Genomic DNA, 15,796 nt, shown 5'->3' on the forward strand with positions numbered 1-15,796 from the left:
TACCAATGGACGCCGTTGTCGCAGTTACCCATCCGCTCGACCCTCTGAGCCTCGACGAGATCGCTTCTGCCGTTGCCATACTCAAGGATAGGCAGACACTCGCAGCCACCTTCCGCTTTCCGATCACCCGGCTGGAGGAGCCGACAAAGGCGGATCTTGCAGCCTATCGCCTGGGCGACAGGCTGCCGCGGCTCGCCTTCATCCTGGCAATCGACATCAGCAATGGCGAAACCTTCGAGGGCGTCGTAGACCTGACTGCCGGCACGGTGTCCTCCTATATCCGGCTGCCTCTCGATGAACTGCCCTACGGTCAGCCGCCGATCATGCTGTGCGAATTCGAAACCGTTGAAGGCACCGTCAAATCCGATCCGCGCTGGATCGCTGCCGTCAAGAAGCGCGGCATTACCGACGAGGATATTCCGCTCATCCAGATCGATCCTTTTTCCTCGGGCTATTTTGGCCGCGAATTCGAGAAGGGACAGCGCATCGTCCGCGCCGTGTCCTATTGGCGCGAGGATATCCGTGACAACGGCTACGCGCATCCGATCGAGGGCGTGGTGGCGGTGGTCGATCTGATCACCAACCGAGTGGTCGATCTCGTCGACGATGAGAAGATCATTCCGGTCCCGAGGAAGAAGCGCAATTATGGCCGCGAAACCTTCCCGGAACCGCGAGCCGATCTCACGCCGCTGCATATCGTTCAGCCGCAAGGGCCGAGCTTTACGGTCGACGGCTGGAAAGTTGAATGGCAGAACTGGAGTTTCCGTGTCGGTTTCACCCCGCGCGAAGGCCTCGTTCTGCATGAACTCGGCATCAAGGATCAGGGCAGGCTGCGGCCCGTCGTCTTTCGGGCCAGTGTCACCGAAATGGTCGTTCCCTATGCCGATCCGACGGCGAACCACTATTGGAAGAGCGCCTTCGATGCTGGCGAATATGGCCTCGGACGCCTGGCCAATTGCCTCGAACTCGGCTGCGACTGCCTCGGCCATATTCACTACTTCGACGTGCCGGCGGCGGATGATTTCGGCCAGCCTTTCATCATGAAGAATGCCATCTGCATGCATGAAGAGGATTACGGCATCCTCTGGAAGCATTACGAATTCCGCAACGGTATTTTCGAAGTGCGCCGTTCGCGCCGCCTCGTCATCTCCTTCTTCGCAACTGTCGGCAACTACGATTACGGGTTCTACTGGTATCTTTATCAGGACGGCACGATCCAGCTCGAAGCCAAGCTCACCGGCATCATCCAGACGGCGGCGGTCGCGACCGGCGAAACCTATCCATGGGGCGGCATGGTCGATGACAATCTCGGCGGTCCGACCCACCAGCATTTCTTCAATGCGCGCCTGCACATGGATGTCGACGGCGGAGACAATACCGTGACCGAGCATGAGTTCGTGCCGCGTCCCTGGGGTGAGGACAACCCCTATGGCAATGTCTTCGATACCAAGACTCGTGTGTTGAAGCGCGAACTCGATTCCCCGGCACTCGCCAATGGTGAGACCGGCCGTTACTGGAAAGTCTCCAACCCCAACATCCAGAACAGCGTCGGCAAGGCGCCGGGCTACAAGATTGTCGTCATGCCGTCGCCTGTTATGCTTGCCCAACAGGATTCGACCGTTGCCCAACGCGGTGGCTTTGCCAAGAACCACATCTGGGTTACCGCCTTCGATGCCAGGGAAAAATATGCGAGCGGCGATTATCCAAACGTGCACGCCGGCGGCGACGGCCTGCCGGGTTATATCAAGCAGAACCGTAAAATCGAGAATGCCGATGTCGTGCTCTGGCATTCCTTCGGCCACACCCATGTCTGCAAGCCCGAGGATTTTCCGATCATGCCGGTGGAGTATGCAGGCTTCACGCTGAAACCGAACGGCTTCTTCGCATCTAACATCGCCATGGACCTGCCGCCGGAAGGAAACGGCCATAGTGTCGACAATCGCCTGCAACTTTCGCCCGATGACACCGGAAGCGGTTCCTGCTGCCACACATAGCTGCAATGCTACGGCTGTTCCTTTTTAAATAGCTTTTTGGTAGTCCGGCGGATTGTAAGAAAGGCAGGGAACAGAATGCAGTGGCTTCTCCAGCAGTTCGAAGATACCAGCAAGCTGGCCGAGGCGCTCGACCAGCTCGGAATCTCCTACACATGGCACAAGGTCGTACCGTTCGTCGGCGAGCTCATCCCCGAGCCGGTCGTTGCTGATCCGGGTTCAGTGGTCATGTTTGGCTCCTACACGCTGTGGAAGAACGCCGAGGCGAACAGTTACCGGCCGGGTGTTTTCAAGCTGCATCCTTTCGTTCACGAACAGGTGTGGCATCCTTACCTCCTCAACGGCGCTGATGCGCTGTTCCTAACACTCCGGGATGTCCCCCAGGGTCTGGCGGATGACGGCAGGGACTGGTTCCTGCGCCCGGTCGACGACAGCAAGGAGGAGCCCGGAAATGTCAAATCGACCGGCGAGATCATCCGTATGGCAGAGAGGGTGCTGGCGCTCGACGAAGATGAAATCCCCAAGGGTTCACTTCGTCACGACACGCTGCTGATGCTCACCAAGCCCGTTCGCATCCTGCGCGAATGGCGTCTCTGGGTCGTCGACGGTCGGATCGTCACCTATTCGCTCTACAAAGACGGATCGCGTGTCGTCCACCGCCACGAGATCGATGAGGATGCGCTGGACTTCGGGCAGCGCATGGTCGACATCAATCCCGGCTACTCCCAAGCTTATGTCATCGATATCTGTCGCACCGAGGAGGGGCTGAAGCTGCTCGAGACGAACTGTCTCAACGCCGCCGGGTTCTACGCCGCAGATCTCGTCAAGCTGGCGAGGGCGATCGACGGCCTGGCCCGCACCTGACGTCTTCCCGGCGAGGGGATGACGCTGTAGAGTTGCAGAATGTGCCCGACCATCGCACCCGGAGGCTCCGTATGGCTGAGGTCTTGTTGTTTCATCACGCACAGGGGCTGACCCCAGGTGTGCGCTCGTTTGCCGACGATATCAGGACAGCGGGTCACATCGTGCACACGCCTGATCTGTTTGACGGGCGCACATTCCCAAGCATCGAAGCGGGGATCGCCTATATCGGGGAGATCGGATTCGACGCCATGCGGGAGCGGGGCGTGCGCATCGCCGACGAACTGCCTGCCGGGCTCGTCTATGCCGGGTTCTCGTTCGGGGTGCTGCCGGCGCAGAAGCTGGCGCAGACGCGGCCCGGCGCCCGCGGGGCTCTGCTCTTCTATTCCTGCCTGCCGATCAGCGGCGAGTGGGCCTTCGGACCTTGGCCGGACGGCGTCGCGGTGCAGATCCACGGCATGGACAACGATCCGATTTTCGTCGGCGAAGGTGACATCGACGCCGCCCGTGAGATCGTGGAGAAGGTCGAGGACGCGGAGCTTTTCCTGTACCCAGGCGACCAGCACTACTTCGCCGACAGCTCGCTGCCTTCCTATGACGCGGAAGCGACCGCGCTGCTCACCCTCCGCGTGATCGAGTTCCTGAATCGCGTCTGATCCGGACATTCCGCGGGAGATCCGGTTGGTTCTGGTATAGCCGACCTGAGATGGGTGCCGTTCATGCTGAATGGCGGGCTTTCGGCCCGGAGCGGACTATTCCGACACCACGCAGAAATTGTTGCCTTCGGGATCATTCAAGACCGTATAGCCATCCGCTTCGCGGACGAAGGTCGCACCGAGCGATAGAAGCCGCTCTACCTCCCTGGCCCGATCGGGGGTGGCAATATCGAGATGAAGCCGGTTGCGGGCGGGACGTTCCCCCTGGCGAAGTTGGAAGCAAAGGCGGGTTCCGGGACCTTCGACCATCACGGTCGGGTCAGTCTCGGGTGTCAATCCGAGAGCGGCAAGGCGGGCCAGTTCTTCGTCGTCATATGGCATCACGTCGTAGCCATCGAGCGCCTCCGCCCAGAACCGGGCGACACGCGAGGGAATGTCGCAATCGATGACGATTTCTTTCAGCCTTGCCATGGAACCCTTCAAGAATTGTTGGGCCGGCGACGGCAAACGCGTTCGACGAGCGCGCCGCCGAGGGCCGGCAGCAATGCAAAAAGCATGAGCTGCGGTGTCTCCGACAGCATCAACAGGCGAGATATGAGAAAGGCGACCAATAATCCTGCCAGCACCCCGGCTGCATAGGGCAGATAATCCTTCAAGAAAGCCTCCGTCTTGTGCTGATCTCAAACAGAAGGGGCATTATTGGCTTGAGATAGAGATCTTTGCGGTATCGGCAATGGCTGGTTGCGGCCGAACCTCACGTCGTCCGATCGGCTTATGCGGAATGCCACTACGTTGGTTTACGGGACAGGTCGACCCAAACGACGTGAGCCGGTGCACGTGTTTTGCAGGAGACGACTGATTTCTTTCGCGCTATGAAGACTGACCGCATATCCCGCCACATCCGACACCGAGGTCCTTCCGATGGCTTTGAAAATCCTTTTCGTTGGCGGTACCGGCCAGATTTCATATCCATGCGTCGAGCGCGCCGTGGTTCAGGGCCACGATGTCAGCGTCTATAACCGCAGCTTGAGAGGCGACCCACTGCCTGCAGGGGTTACCTCGATCGTCGGCGATCTCGCGGCGCCCGCCTATGCGGACTTGGCCAAGGCCAATTATGACGTCGTGTGCCAGTTCATTGCCTTTACACCCGATCAAGTTGCGCGTGACATCGATGTGTTTGCCGGGCACTGCGGCCAGTACATCTTCATCTCTTCGGCTTCGGTCTATGAAAAGCCGCCGCGTCACTATGTGATTACCGAGCAGACACCGGCGATCAACCCCTATTGGCGCTATAGCCAGGACAAGATTGCCTGCGAGACTCTGCTCAAGAACTCCGAGAATCCCGCCTGGACCATCGTCCGTCCCAGTCACACTGTTCGCACCGGCCTGCCCATCATGATGGGTGACAGCGACGTCATGGCGAGACGCATGCTGGACGGCGAGCCCACCATCGTGGCGGGCGATGGCCACACGCCCTGGACACTGACCCGCTCGGTTGATTTCGCGGTACCCTTTGTCGGGCTTTTCGGCAAGCCGGCGGCGTTGAACGAGATTTTCCATATCACCTCCGACCGCGCCCACATCTGGAACGATATTCAGACGGCGATCGCCAGATTGTTGGGCGTCGAGGCCAAGATCGTACACGTGCCGACGGACACCCTGGTCCGGTACAATCCGGAGTGGGTTGGCCCGCTGCGGGGCGACAAGGCATGGTCGGCGATCTTTGACAATTCAAAGGTCAAAAGCGTGGCGGGCGACTTCACCTGCGCCGAGAGCCTTGATGAAATTCTGGCGGAGCCGATCGTGCATCTCAAGCAGCGCCTGGCCAAGAACCGCCCGCCAAGGGGCGATCTCGATGCTTTGGTCGATCGGATTTGCGCAGCGCAAAGCGCTCTCGGTTAGGCAGGCCCTCGTAGAGCGCATGCAGGGTATTTTGTGATCCGCGCTCGCCCTATCGGCGCGCACCCTTGCCGAAGCCAACCGGCGCACGGTTCGCCACAATGATCGCCGCCACTTGTCCTCGACGCAGAATCTGCACGGCGGCCCCGGACCGGCGGATGAGGGATGGCACGGCATGCCGCTCACAAAAATCCCAGCCTAAAACGCGTCCTAAAACATGATGAAGGTCGCGCCAGATGAGGATCTCGGCAATGATGGCCCTCCATTCGCCATTCCGAACCCATGAGCCTCATGATCTTCATTCCGCTTCCCTTTGTCGTTGCCCTTCTGCTGCTCATCCTCTTCGTCGTCGTCATCAGACGCGACGAAGAGGATGAGCCCAATCGGCCGTTTCTGGTGCTCATCCTGCTCGCGGCGCTTCAATCCGTCCTCTCCGGCCTGCGCTGGGGCTATGAGGTGCAGGCAATAGGCGTGATCATGCCCGGGATCGCGGCGATGGTGCCACCGCTTGCTTATGCCGGGGTCTCCAGGCTGGTGAGGACGAACCGAAGGCCGCTGCCGGCACGGATCGCGCTGCATGTCATTCCCACCGCCCTTATCCTGGCGTTGATGGTCGTCCGACGGGATGCGATCGATATCGCGCTGGTGCTGATCTTTGTCGGTTATGCCTTGGCGATCCTGCTTCTGATGCGCCCAGGCGCCGATGCGCTGCGGCTGGCGCCCTTCGAAGGGGCGGTGCCGACCTACCGGGCGATCATTTTTACGGCCGCCGCCCTGTCTCTCTCGGCCGCAGTCGATATCTTCGTCTTTCTCGATTTCACCTGGGCGCATGGCGAGCATGCGCTGACGCTGATCAGCGTCAGCAACCTTGCCGCACTCGTTATCCTCGGTATCGCGGCGGCCGCCGCCAGCCGAAGCCGGGCGCCGGCCGAGATGGTGGAGGCAGGCCCGCGGCCGGAAACGAGCGAGGACAAGCAGACGATCGCCACGGTCGATGCTCTGATGGAGGCCCGCAAACTCTATCGCGACGCCAATCTCAATCTCGACCGGCTGGCCCGCAAGGCCGGCATTCCCGCTCGCCAGATCTCGGCGGCGATCAACCGGGCGATGGACAAGAACGTCTCGCAATATGTCAATGACTACAGGATCGGCGAGGCCTGCCGGCTACTTGCCGCGACGCAGAAATCGGTGACGGAGGTGATGTTCGAGGTCGGCTTCCAGACCAAGTCCAACTTCAACCGCGAATTCCGCCGCGTCACGGATATGACGCCGATTGCCTGGCGTGAGAGGAAGGGCGAATCCGGCGTCTCTTCGGCTTCGTCCTGAAGTGATGCCTGTCCTCTCTCCAGCCTCATACTGAGGCGCCCGGTAGGGGCCTCCAAGGACGGGGCTGGCCACCGGGGCTTCACACAGCCAGCATGAGCCTGCACCCACGCAATCACCCGCCCCTCGTGGTTCGAGACGGCCCTTCGTTCGTCACTGCAATCGATTCACTGGATCGATTGCTCCGCTTCGCGGATCGCTTCTCACCCTCACCATGAGGGCTGACCCGGGTGCCTTGCCGCGCCAAGTACACAATCGCGATCGAGGACTGTCGGAAACGCGTTCGAGGTCGCGGTTTTGCTGCCGTTGATCATTCTGGCGGCATGAACACGACATCAGAACATGACCGAGACCTTGCCGCCAAGCTGAGATCGCTTTCGATCGAGCCCGCGGCCTTCAAAACGGAACCACCGGATCGTCAGAGCCGGCGGCGGGTGATTCCCGGAGCAATACTGGCCCTTGTCGCGACGGCATCGCTTGCGGTCGCGCTTCTCTATCGGCCCGAGACGCTGGAGCGCATCGAGACTGTGCTTGCGGGTCTCTTAGGCAGGGACGAGGTCGCAATATCCGTCGATGGAACCGACGTGCCCGCCGCCGGTCCTATCCGGGCGTTGCCCTCAGATACCTCAGAGGAGAGGGGATTGCCAACCCGGGAAGTCACCGGCTCCGGCTACGTCGTGGCGCCCGATATCGCTACCGTCTTTTCCAAATATGAAGGTCGGATCGTTGCCGTCGAGGTCGAGGCGGGCGACAGGGTCGTAACAGGCCAGGTGCTGGTGCGGCTCGATGATGCCGGCGCCCGCTTCGCGCTTCAGGGAGCCGAGATCGCCCGGCAATCGGCGGAGTTGGCGCTGGCGGCGACGACTATTGAATTGGCGCAGGCGCGGTCTTCCCTCACGCGCACCGAGCGGCTTGCCGGGCGCGATGCGATGTCGGCGCAGACGCTGGAGGAGGCGAAGACGGCGTACGACACTGCCGAAAATGCTGCCCTGCAGGCACGGCAGGACGTGGCCAAGACGGATCTCGATATCGACAGGGCGCGCGAGCGGGTAGAAGCGCTGACCGTCCGGGCGCCGATATCAGGTACCGTCACGCGGCTTACCGCACATGTCGGCGACACCGTGCTGTCGCGAGAGGACAGCGTCCGGGAGAATGAAAGCCTGCTTGCGATTGCCGACATGGCAAACATGGTCATCGATGCGGACGTGGCCGAGACGAATATCGCCTTGATGCGGTCGGGCTTGCGTGGGGAGGCGGTGCTCGACGGCTTTCCCGACCGGCCGTTTGCGGTCGAAGTATCGAAGATCGCGCCAATGATTTCGCGGGAGAAGGGGACGGTGACGCTCCGCCTGGCACTCTCCTCGCCGCCGCCAGACATGCGCCCCGCCATGGCCGCGCGCATCCGCCTTCTGGTGGGTGAGGCCGGGGATAGCACAGACCATCAGCAAGGAGCAGAGCGATGACCGACACTCAAGAACCCTATATCGCGCTTCGCGGCGTCAGGAAGGCATTCAGGATCGGCGCGGAGACGATCCCGATCTTTTCCGGGCTCGACCTTTCCATAGCACGCGGCGATTTCGTCGCCGTGATGGGGCCGTCGGGCTCGGGGAAATCGACGCTGCTCAACATGCTCGGCGGCATCGACAGCCCCGACGGAGGGGAGATCAGGATCGGCCGCAGCCATCTTGAGCAGATGGGCGAAGGCGCCAGAGCCGCCTGGCGGGCACACAGCATGGGCATCGTCTTCCAGTTCTACAACCTGCTGCCGATGCTGAATGCGGGCGAGAATATCGAGCTGCCGCTGCTGTTGAAACCGCTCAAGCGCAAGGAGCGGCGGGCGCGCGTCGAGACCGTCATGGATCTGGTCGGGCTCTCCGGGCGGCAGCGGCAGTTTCCATCCAGCATGTCCGGCGGGCAGCAGCAGCGCGTCGGCATCGCCCGCGCCATCGTCGGCGATCCCGACCTCTTGCTCTGCGACGAACCGACTGGCGATCTCGACCGGAAATCCGCCACTGATATCCTCGAGATGCTGGGCTTTCTTAATCAAGAACTGCGGAAGACCATCATTATGGTGACGCATGATCCCGAGGCGGCTTCCTTTGCCCGGCGCACGCTGCATCTCAACAAGGGCGAATTCGTCGAGCAGGAAAGGTTGGCCCAATGACCTTCTTCCAGCTGATGCGCCGCAATGCCTGGCGCAAGCCGCTCAGGGCCACGCTTCTGATGTTCTCGGTCGGCGTCGCCTTCCTGATCTATGGGCTGACGGCGAGCTTCCTCAGCGGCTCGCAAGGGGCGGCCGGGGCGAGCGATACGCTGCTCGGGGTCTTCAACAGATCGGGGCGGGCGCAGCCGCTGCCGCTTGCCTATCTCAACAGGATCGCGGCCGATAGCGATGTTGCCGCGGTCGCCTACATGACGCGCATGCGGGGCTTCGTCGATGTCGAGAAGAATGTGGTGATGACGAGCGCGGTCGATCCACGATTGATCGCCGCGGCTAATGGCGACGAGCTCGGGCTGACGCCGCAGCTGATATCAGCGCTGGAAGAGGGCCGTGACCGGGTGCTGGTCGGCCGGGCGCTGGCGGAGGCGCAGGGCTGGTCGGTCGGCCAGCGCATCGGGGTCACCAGCCAGCTGGCTAGGGAAGACGGCAGCCGCAACTGGAGTTTTGGGATCGCCGGCATCTTCGAGGGGGCCGACGCCAGCACCGACACCTATTTCATGATCGCCCGCTATGATGCCGTCAATGCGGCGCGCGCCCGCGGCAAGGATACAGTCGATGGCTTCGTAGTGCGACCGCGACCGGGCGTTTCATCCGCCGTGCTGGCGGCAAGGATCGACGCGCTGTTTGCCAATTCGGCGGCACCGACGCGCACTCAATCGGAAAAGCAGTTCCTCGAGGCTTTCTTGCGGCAGTTCGCCGATATCGGCCTGATCGTCAGCCTCGTCGTCGGCGCCGCCTTCGTGACGATCCTGATGATCGTGGTCAACACCATGCTCTTTGCCGTGAGGGAGCGCAGCTTCGAAATCGGCGTCATGAAGGTGCTCGGTTTTTCCAGCGGGCGGATCATGGCGCTGATCCTCGGTGAGACGCTGTTCGTCTTCGCCGCCGGCGGCGCGGGTGGGCTTGCGCTTGCCAAGCTCGCGACGCTGTTTGCCGGGCCGGAATTCGGCCTCGCCTTCACCTCGTCGGTGCTGCTGAAATCCGTCGCCATCATCGCCGCCCTCGGACTTGCGACGGGGCTGCTGCCCGCCGCCAATGCCATGCGCCTGCCCATCGTCAACGCCTTCAGATCGAGATAATCCAATGTCATCAGCGCTTAAGCAGATCTTTCTCATGATCAGAGTCAATCTCGGCAGCCTGCCGCGGCGGCTATGGATCTCGCTGTCGATGGTGCTGTCGGTGGCGCTCGTGGTGGCGGTTCTTGCGGGTTTTCTCGCCATGGCGCGCGGCTTCGAGAGGGCGCTTGCCGACGCCGGCTCGCCGGAGATCGCGGTCGTCCTTGGCGGCGGCACCAACCAGGAGACCGGCTCGGACGTGCCGGCCGAGGCGATCCACAGCCTAAGTGCCATGACCGGCGATATCGGTGTGGCGCGCGACGCGGTGGGTGGATTGGCGCTGTCGCGCGAGGTCGTCGTTCCCGTTGATGTCATCAGGGCAAGCGACGGCGCCGAGCAGACACTGTCGTTGCGCGGCATGGATCCGGCGGGGCCCGGCCTGCGCGACCGCGCGTCGCTCTCCCAAGGGCGGCTGTTTTCGCAGGGCGCGCGCGAAATCGTCGTCGGCGCCCGCATCGCCCAGGAGTTCTCCGGATTCGCCATCGGCGACAGGGTGCGGCTTGGCGCTGTCGAGTGGAAGGTCGTCGGGCATTTCACGTCAGGCGGCAGCGCTTTCGAATCCGAGATCTGGGCGGATCTGGAGGCGGTGCAATCGGCTTTCGACCGGCAGGGTCAGGTGCAGAGCCTGCGTATGCACCTTGATGGGCCGGGTGGTCTGGGCGCGCTGAGACAGCATCTTTCGGCAATTCCCGGCGCTCCGCTCACTGCGGTCTCCGAGGCCGAACTCTATGCCGCGCAATCCGAGCGCACCAGCCGCCTCATTCGCCTGTTCGGCTGGCCCCTCGCGCTGCTGATGGCGGTGGGCGCAACGGCCGGCGCGCTGAACACGATGATGAGCTCGGTTTCCGACCGCACCGTCGAGATCGCCACGCTGCGCCTGCTCGGCTTCGGCCGCTTGCCGGCCTTCACTGCCACCTGGGTCGAGGCCGTGCTGCTGTCTGTCGCTGGGTCGGCGCTCGGCATCCTCGCCTCGTGGCTCGCCTTTAACGACTGGCAGGCAAGCACGATGGGCGCCAACAACACGAAGATGGCCTTCCAGCTCGACGTCACCGCCGACGTGGCACTCACCGCCGGGCTGCTGGGCCTTGCCATCGGCATCATCGGCGGGGCGTTGCCGGCGCTGGCCGCCACAAGGCTGCCGTTGCATGCGGCTTTGCAGGCGAGGGGGTAGAGGCTTACTACATGAGAACTCGCCGGGTAGGTCAAATGATCACTGCCGTGCGCCAGGGTTAGGAAGAGATGGCTAAAGCCTAGTTTGGCGTTATCCCAAGGCTGCTTTTGAGAGGGCTGTTGCATTGTGAATACCTGCCCACCTATATCTTCATCCCGAAAACAATGAGGATAGTTTGATGGGCTGGGGCGCAGCGGAATGGGGTGCAATCGCGAGTGCAGCCGCAGCGATAGCGACAGCTGCGGCAGGGTATATGGCTCTCGTGGCGGCAAATCGGACTATCAAAGCCACTAGAGAAGCAGCAAGCGAGAATGCAGCATTGCTGCGTGATCAGATTGAGGTTCAACGTCGGGAGCTTGCGGAAGTCAAATCGGCAGCGATTGAAGCTGATAGGCGCCAGAAACTCCTTGCTGCCTACTCAATCTTTAGGCTCACCGGTGAGGTTCACGCCGTGGTTTCTTTCGCCACGAACAATCACCAAGGCGAGAACCCTATCATCCCACACTTCTCCGATAATCTTATTAGGAGAGTTGAAGCGGCCTATCCCCTTCAGAGCTATCTGAACAGGGAAAATCACATTGGGTTTCAGCTTCTGGATGCCGTCGTTCATGGCGAGACCCTGAATAACAAAGAGCAGGCGCTATACATCATCAATAGATTAAACGCGCTTCGCCAGGCTCTTACGCCTGCTATTGTCGGTTTGCCCAAAGGAGATGGCAGCCGAATTTACGGCAGTGATGGCATTACGCCTCTCGTTGCCACCCCTGACGCCGATATATAAGCGGGTGATTAAGATGATGTAGTCAGTTGCAGAGCCTTGATGTTGGGGTGTCGCGCTGACCGCCGGCCTGGGGTCCCCGCATGACCGGCCTTTGCAGCGACCTGGATCGAGGCCGTGCTTCTCTCGATCGCGGGTGCCGCCCTCGGCATCCTCGCCTCCTGGCTCGCCTTCCACGGCTGGCAGGCAAGCACGATGGGCGCCGACAATACCAAGATGGCCTTCCAGCTCGACGTCACCGCCGACGTCGCGCTCACCGCCGGCCTGCTGGGACTTGCCATCGGCATCATCGGCGGCGCGTTGCCGGCACTTGCGGCGACACGGCTGCCGCTGACCTCGGCTTTGCGGGCGAGGGGGTAGAGGGTTGCTGCGTAAAAACTCGCGGCACACGACTAGCCCTCATCCTGAGGTGCGGAGGCCGCAGGCCGGAGCCTCGAAGGACGGGGGCGGGTGGCTGGACGCCCTACGGCGGCATCCGCATTGCCGGACGAGACGCCGGTGGCCTGCCTCGTCCTTCGGGGCCCCTTTAGGGCACCTCAGGATGAGGATGGAGAGAAGTCGAGTTTGCTGGGCAGCACACGTTTGACCTCACGAGCCTCCCAGCCAGACGGCACTCCGAAGGTAAAGCGCCGCAGCCTCATCTGTGCAGCCCACGGAAACTATGGCATAACTAAGCCATGGCAATGAATGTCTTGGCGGTCCATCGCGACACGGTCGGGACGGAACAGGCGGGGGGCAGTTCGCTTGCCGCCGCCTATTCCGTCGGCATTTTCTGCTGGCTGCTGTCGGCCGGCGTCTATATCGCTGCGAAATGGGTCTCTTCAGAAATGCCGCCCTGGGCGCTCTGCTTCTGGCGCGTGCTGATCGCCTTCGCGATCCTGATGCCGATCGTGCGCCGGCATTTCGCCGAGATGGTCGCGCTCGCGCGGGCTCGCGCCCTCGAACTGCTTCTCATCGGCGGTGTGGGACTGGCGATCTGCCAGGGCATGATTTTTGTCGGCCTCGAACATGCCGATGCCACCACTGCCGGCATCATCATCGCCCTGATCCCGATCATCACCATGATCCTTGCCCGTTTGATGCTGGCCGAGCCGATGGGACGCTGGCAGGTGATCGGATCGATCCTGGCCTTTCTCGGGATCGTGGTCATCATCATCAAGGGCAGTCCGGCCGCGCTGATGCGGCTCGACTTCAACCCGGGTGAACTGTGGATCGTCGCCGGCGCGTTCTGTTTCAGTCTTTATACCGTCCTGCTCCGCCGCGCGAAATTCGACATGAATCGCCTTGCGCTCCTGGTGCTGCTGCTCGGTGCGGCGGTGCTGACGGCGCTGCCCTTCTACCTGTTCGAGCTATTCTCAGACGAGCGCTCGACGCTCAACGGCAGCGGGCTCATCGCGCTCGCCTATGTCGCGATCCCCGGCGGGGCGGTCATGTACTACCTCTTCAATCGCAGCATCGAGGCACTGGGCGCGGCTCGGGCGGGCGTCCTCCTCTACATTCAGACCATCTTCATCGCCGTGCTCGCCTATCTGATCCTCGGCGAGCAGTTGCAACGCTATCACCTCGAAGGCGCGGCACTCATCATCGCCGGCTTGCTTCTCATCATCCTGCTGAAGCCGAAGATCAAGGCCGAAGCGGCTACTGCATAATTCCTTAAATCAGGATCGATTTAAGGATAAAATTATGCAGCAATTCAAAGTGCTACAGCGTCCTTTGCGCGTCTGAAAAGACGCGCGGCGCTGTAGGGCCTGAGGTCTCCCCATCGCTGCGACATGGTTGCCGCTGACCTCGGCTTTGAGGGCGAGGGGGTAGTGTTTCACCTTGGAGTGCGCCTTTCGCTTACGCTCAAGGCGTTCGTCGCTGGCGCTCGTCACCCCCTGAGCGCAAGCGAAGGCAAGAATCACATGGCGCACAGACCGAAGGCGACGTATGCCTCGCGCAAACACGCCGCGATTTATTCACCTCGAAGTCGCCGATTTCTCGGGCCAAGTTGTAACTTTGGTCACACCAGGCAATTGCCTGTGGAATGAGGCGCGCGAACTCGCCCGCTGCCCCATTGACAACATCTTATCGCCTTCTTGCCGTGGCCGGTTGCCCTCCGCCGCATCCGATCGGCCGATCCTGGGCGATTCCGGCGGCGACTTAGCGATCCGACGAACAGGGCAACATGGCGATATGACAGTCTACTATGTGAACTCAGCGACTGGCTCCGACCGCAACAGCGGAACGGCCCAGAAATCGGCTTTTGAGACTTTGTCCAAAGTGGAATCCTTGAAGCTGAAACCCGGCGACAGCGTGCTCCTTGCCAAGGGGAGCGTGTTCAACGAGCAGTTCGATATCAAATATTCCGGCAGCGAGAGTGCGCCGATCAAGATCGGCAGTTACGGGACGGGTGCGGCACCCGTCATCCACAGCAGCGGCGACGGCATCCACAGTCTCTATGCCTCGAACATCGTCATCGAGAACCTGAAGATATCGAATACCGGCGGTGCGGGCATCTATGGCGGCAGTGTCACGAACTGGACGGTCCGCGACGTCGAGATCGCCAAGACGGGATTGTCGGAAAACGCAGGCGCCGTCACCTTCCGGAGCAGCAAGAACGTGACGGTCGAAGACAGCAAGATATCGGGCGTCAAAGGCGACGGCTTCTGGATCGAAAAGGTCGCCGGCGTCAAGCTTCTCAACAATACCGTGACCAGCGCGAGCGGCTCGACGGCCGATGCCGTGCAGATGAACGACAGCAGCAATATTCTGATCAAGGGCAATCATCTCGACCAGACGCATGCCAGCAGCCCCAAGGGCGTCATCGCGCTCGTCAGGCCCACCAATGCGGTTGTCGAGGACAATGTGATCACCGGCGGCGGCTTCGGCATCAGCGCGCAGGCGGGCAAGAACGTTGCCATCCGCGACAATGACATATCCGGATATCACGGTTACAGCTGGTCCTTCGCCGTCGGTCTCGGCGACCAGGGCAATGCGCGGGACTATGATATTTCAGGCAACCATATTCATGACGGCGCGTGGGGCGTTGCCGTCAGCGGCCCCATCGGTGCCAGCTATAGCCGCACGAATATCAAGGTTCACGACAACGTCTTCGACGACCTCTCGCAGGCGGCGCTGAAGGTCGACAGGCCGGCATCCGGCTCCTTCACCAACAATACGATCGAGACCGGCACCAAGGCCACCAGCATATCGCCGGCCATTGCCGACGCGCATACCTTCACGGTCAAAGGCAACCATACGGTCGCCAATGTCGAGACCGCGCTGGCAAGCCCGGTTGCGAAGACTGCGGCAGTGATGGAGGCCTCCGCGGATCCGGCGGTAATCGCCGTCCATGACAATTTGAAGATCTTCACCGATACGGGCGACGCCCATCGCGGCAATCTCCTCGAAAACGACAGCTCGGACAATGACACCCTGGTGCTTCGGCGCTTCGGGGAGGAAACCGTCGGCAAGCACGGGCTGACGCTGACCGGGGAATATGGTGAGATCCACGTGGACCGGGAAGGCAACTATGCCTACACGCTCGATGAAACGAAGCTCCCTGACCATAGCGGACATGTGAGCGAGTCGTTCAGCTACGGGATCAACGATGGAAGCTCGCACCATAGCGACGGGGATACGCTGACCGTCTTCATCCATCTGGATGGCTTGCTGAGCTGAGGTGAATGTGCCGGGAGCCGGCGCGACGCCGGGAGGCGTTCCTTCCGGGGAAGCGTTGCTCTCGCCATCAAATGGCTCCGCAGTGTCCCTCATCCGGCTGCCGCCGGGTGAGGGTAAG

13 protein-coding genes and 2 pseudogenes are annotated in these 15,796 nt (G+C 61.6%); 13 read left to right on the forward strand and 2 right to left on the reverse strand.

Features of this window, described 5'->3' with window-relative positions; genetic code table 11:
• Positions 1-5 precede the first annotated feature (5 nt).
• The 3 genes from G9X64_RS16450 (at position 6) to G9X64_RS16460 (ending at position 3,508) form a co-directional block, all read left to right on the forward strand.
• A complete protein-coding gene (locus G9X64_RS16450) occupies positions 6-1,994 on the forward strand; it encodes a primary-amine oxidase (RefSeq protein ID WP_171376960.1) in 1,989 nt (662 codons plus the stop codon).
• 75 nt (positions 1,995-2,069) lie between these two features.
• The gene (locus G9X64_RS16455) at positions 2,070-2,855 is read left to right on the forward strand and encodes an ATP-grasp domain-containing protein (RefSeq protein WP_171376961.1); all 786 of its coding nucleotides are present in this window, start codon (positions 2,070-2,072) and stop codon (positions 2,853-2,855) included.
• Between the two features lie 71 nt (positions 2,856-2,926).
• Positions 2,927-3,508 carry a dienelactone hydrolase family protein gene (locus tag G9X64_RS16460; RefSeq protein WP_171376962.1) on the forward strand — a complete coding sequence of 194 codons (582 nt, stop codon included), beginning with the start codon at positions 2,927-2,929 and terminating at the stop codon, positions 3,506-3,508.
• Positions 3,509-3,604: 96 nt separating this feature from the next.
• Here the strand turns inward: G9X64_RS16460 and G9X64_RS16465 are convergent, their stop codons facing one another.
• Positions 3,605-3,979 (reverse strand): VOC family protein, encoded by a 375-nt coding sequence (locus G9X64_RS16465; RefSeq protein ID WP_168313126.1) that lies wholly within the window; start codon positions 3,977-3,979, stop codon positions 3,605-3,607.
• An 8-nt stretch (positions 3,980-3,987) separates the two neighbouring features.
• A complete protein-coding gene (locus tag G9X64_RS16470; RefSeq protein ID WP_171376963.1) occupies positions 3,988-4,164 on the reverse strand; it encodes a hypothetical protein in 177 nt (58 codons plus the stop codon).
• Between the two features lie 265 nt (positions 4,165-4,429).
• Here G9X64_RS16470 and G9X64_RS16475 point away from each other — a divergent pair, with 265 nt between their 5' ends.
• The 10 genes and pseudogenes from G9X64_RS16475 (at position 4,430) to G9X64_RS16520 (ending at position 15,678) form a co-directional block, all read left to right on the forward strand.
• The gene (locus tag G9X64_RS16475; RefSeq protein WP_168313124.1) at positions 4,430-5,410 is read left to right on the forward strand and encodes an SDR family oxidoreductase; all 981 of its coding nucleotides are present in this window, start codon (positions 4,430-4,432) and stop codon (positions 5,408-5,410) included.
• A gap of 248 nt (positions 5,411-5,658) precedes the next feature.
• Positions 5,659-6,733, forward strand: a pseudogene (locus G9X64_RS16480) (helix-turn-helix domain-containing protein).
• Positions 6,734-6,960: 227 nt separating this feature from the next.
• Positions 6,961-8,193, forward strand: coding sequence for an efflux RND transporter periplasmic adaptor subunit (locus G9X64_RS16485; protein WP_171376964.1), 1,233 nt, complete (start codon positions 6,961-6,963; stop codon positions 8,191-8,193).
• Entirely contained in the window at positions 8,190-8,894 is a 705-nt protein-coding gene (locus G9X64_RS16490) for an ABC transporter ATP-binding protein (RefSeq protein WP_171376965.1), read from the forward strand. The genes G9X64_RS16485 and G9X64_RS16490 overlap by 4 nt, the downstream gene beginning before the upstream one ends.
• Complete coding sequence (locus tag G9X64_RS16495; RefSeq protein ID WP_171376966.1) at positions 8,891-10,030, forward strand: ABC transporter permease; 1,140 nt, start codon at positions 8,891-8,893, stop codon at positions 10,028-10,030. Before G9X64_RS16490 ends, G9X64_RS16495 begins: the two co-directional genes overlap by 4 nt.
• A 4-nt stretch (positions 10,031-10,034) precedes the next feature.
• Positions 10,035-11,237, forward strand: coding sequence for an ABC transporter permease (locus G9X64_RS16500; protein WP_171376967.1), 1,203 nt, complete (start codon positions 10,035-10,037; stop codon positions 11,235-11,237).
• 178 nt (positions 11,238-11,415) lie between these two features.
• Positions 11,416-12,018: a hypothetical protein gene (locus tag G9X64_RS16505; RefSeq protein WP_171376968.1), complete on the forward strand. Its 603-nt coding sequence runs from the start codon at positions 11,416-11,418 to the stop codon at positions 12,016-12,018.
• 84 nt (positions 12,019-12,102) lie between these two features.
• Positions 12,103-12,375: pseudogene (locus G9X64_RS16510) on the forward strand (ABC transporter permease); the annotation flags it as partial.
• A 317-nt stretch (positions 12,376-12,692) separates the two neighbouring features.
• Complete coding sequence (locus G9X64_RS16515) at positions 12,693-13,664, forward strand: DMT family transporter (protein ID WP_171376969.1); 972 nt, start codon at positions 12,693-12,695, stop codon at positions 13,662-13,664.
• A gap of 526 nt (positions 13,665-14,190) precedes the next feature.
• Positions 14,191-15,678, forward strand: a complete 1,488-nt coding sequence (locus G9X64_RS16520; protein WP_168313118.1) for a right-handed parallel beta-helix repeat-containing protein — start codon at positions 14,191-14,193, stop codon at positions 15,676-15,678.
• Positions 15,679-15,796 lie beyond the last annotated feature (118 nt).

The sequence above is a fragment of the Rhizobium sophorae genome (assembly GCF_013087515.1).
GTDB lineage: Bacteria > Pseudomonadota > Alphaproteobacteria > Rhizobiales > Rhizobiaceae > Rhizobium > Rhizobium sophorae.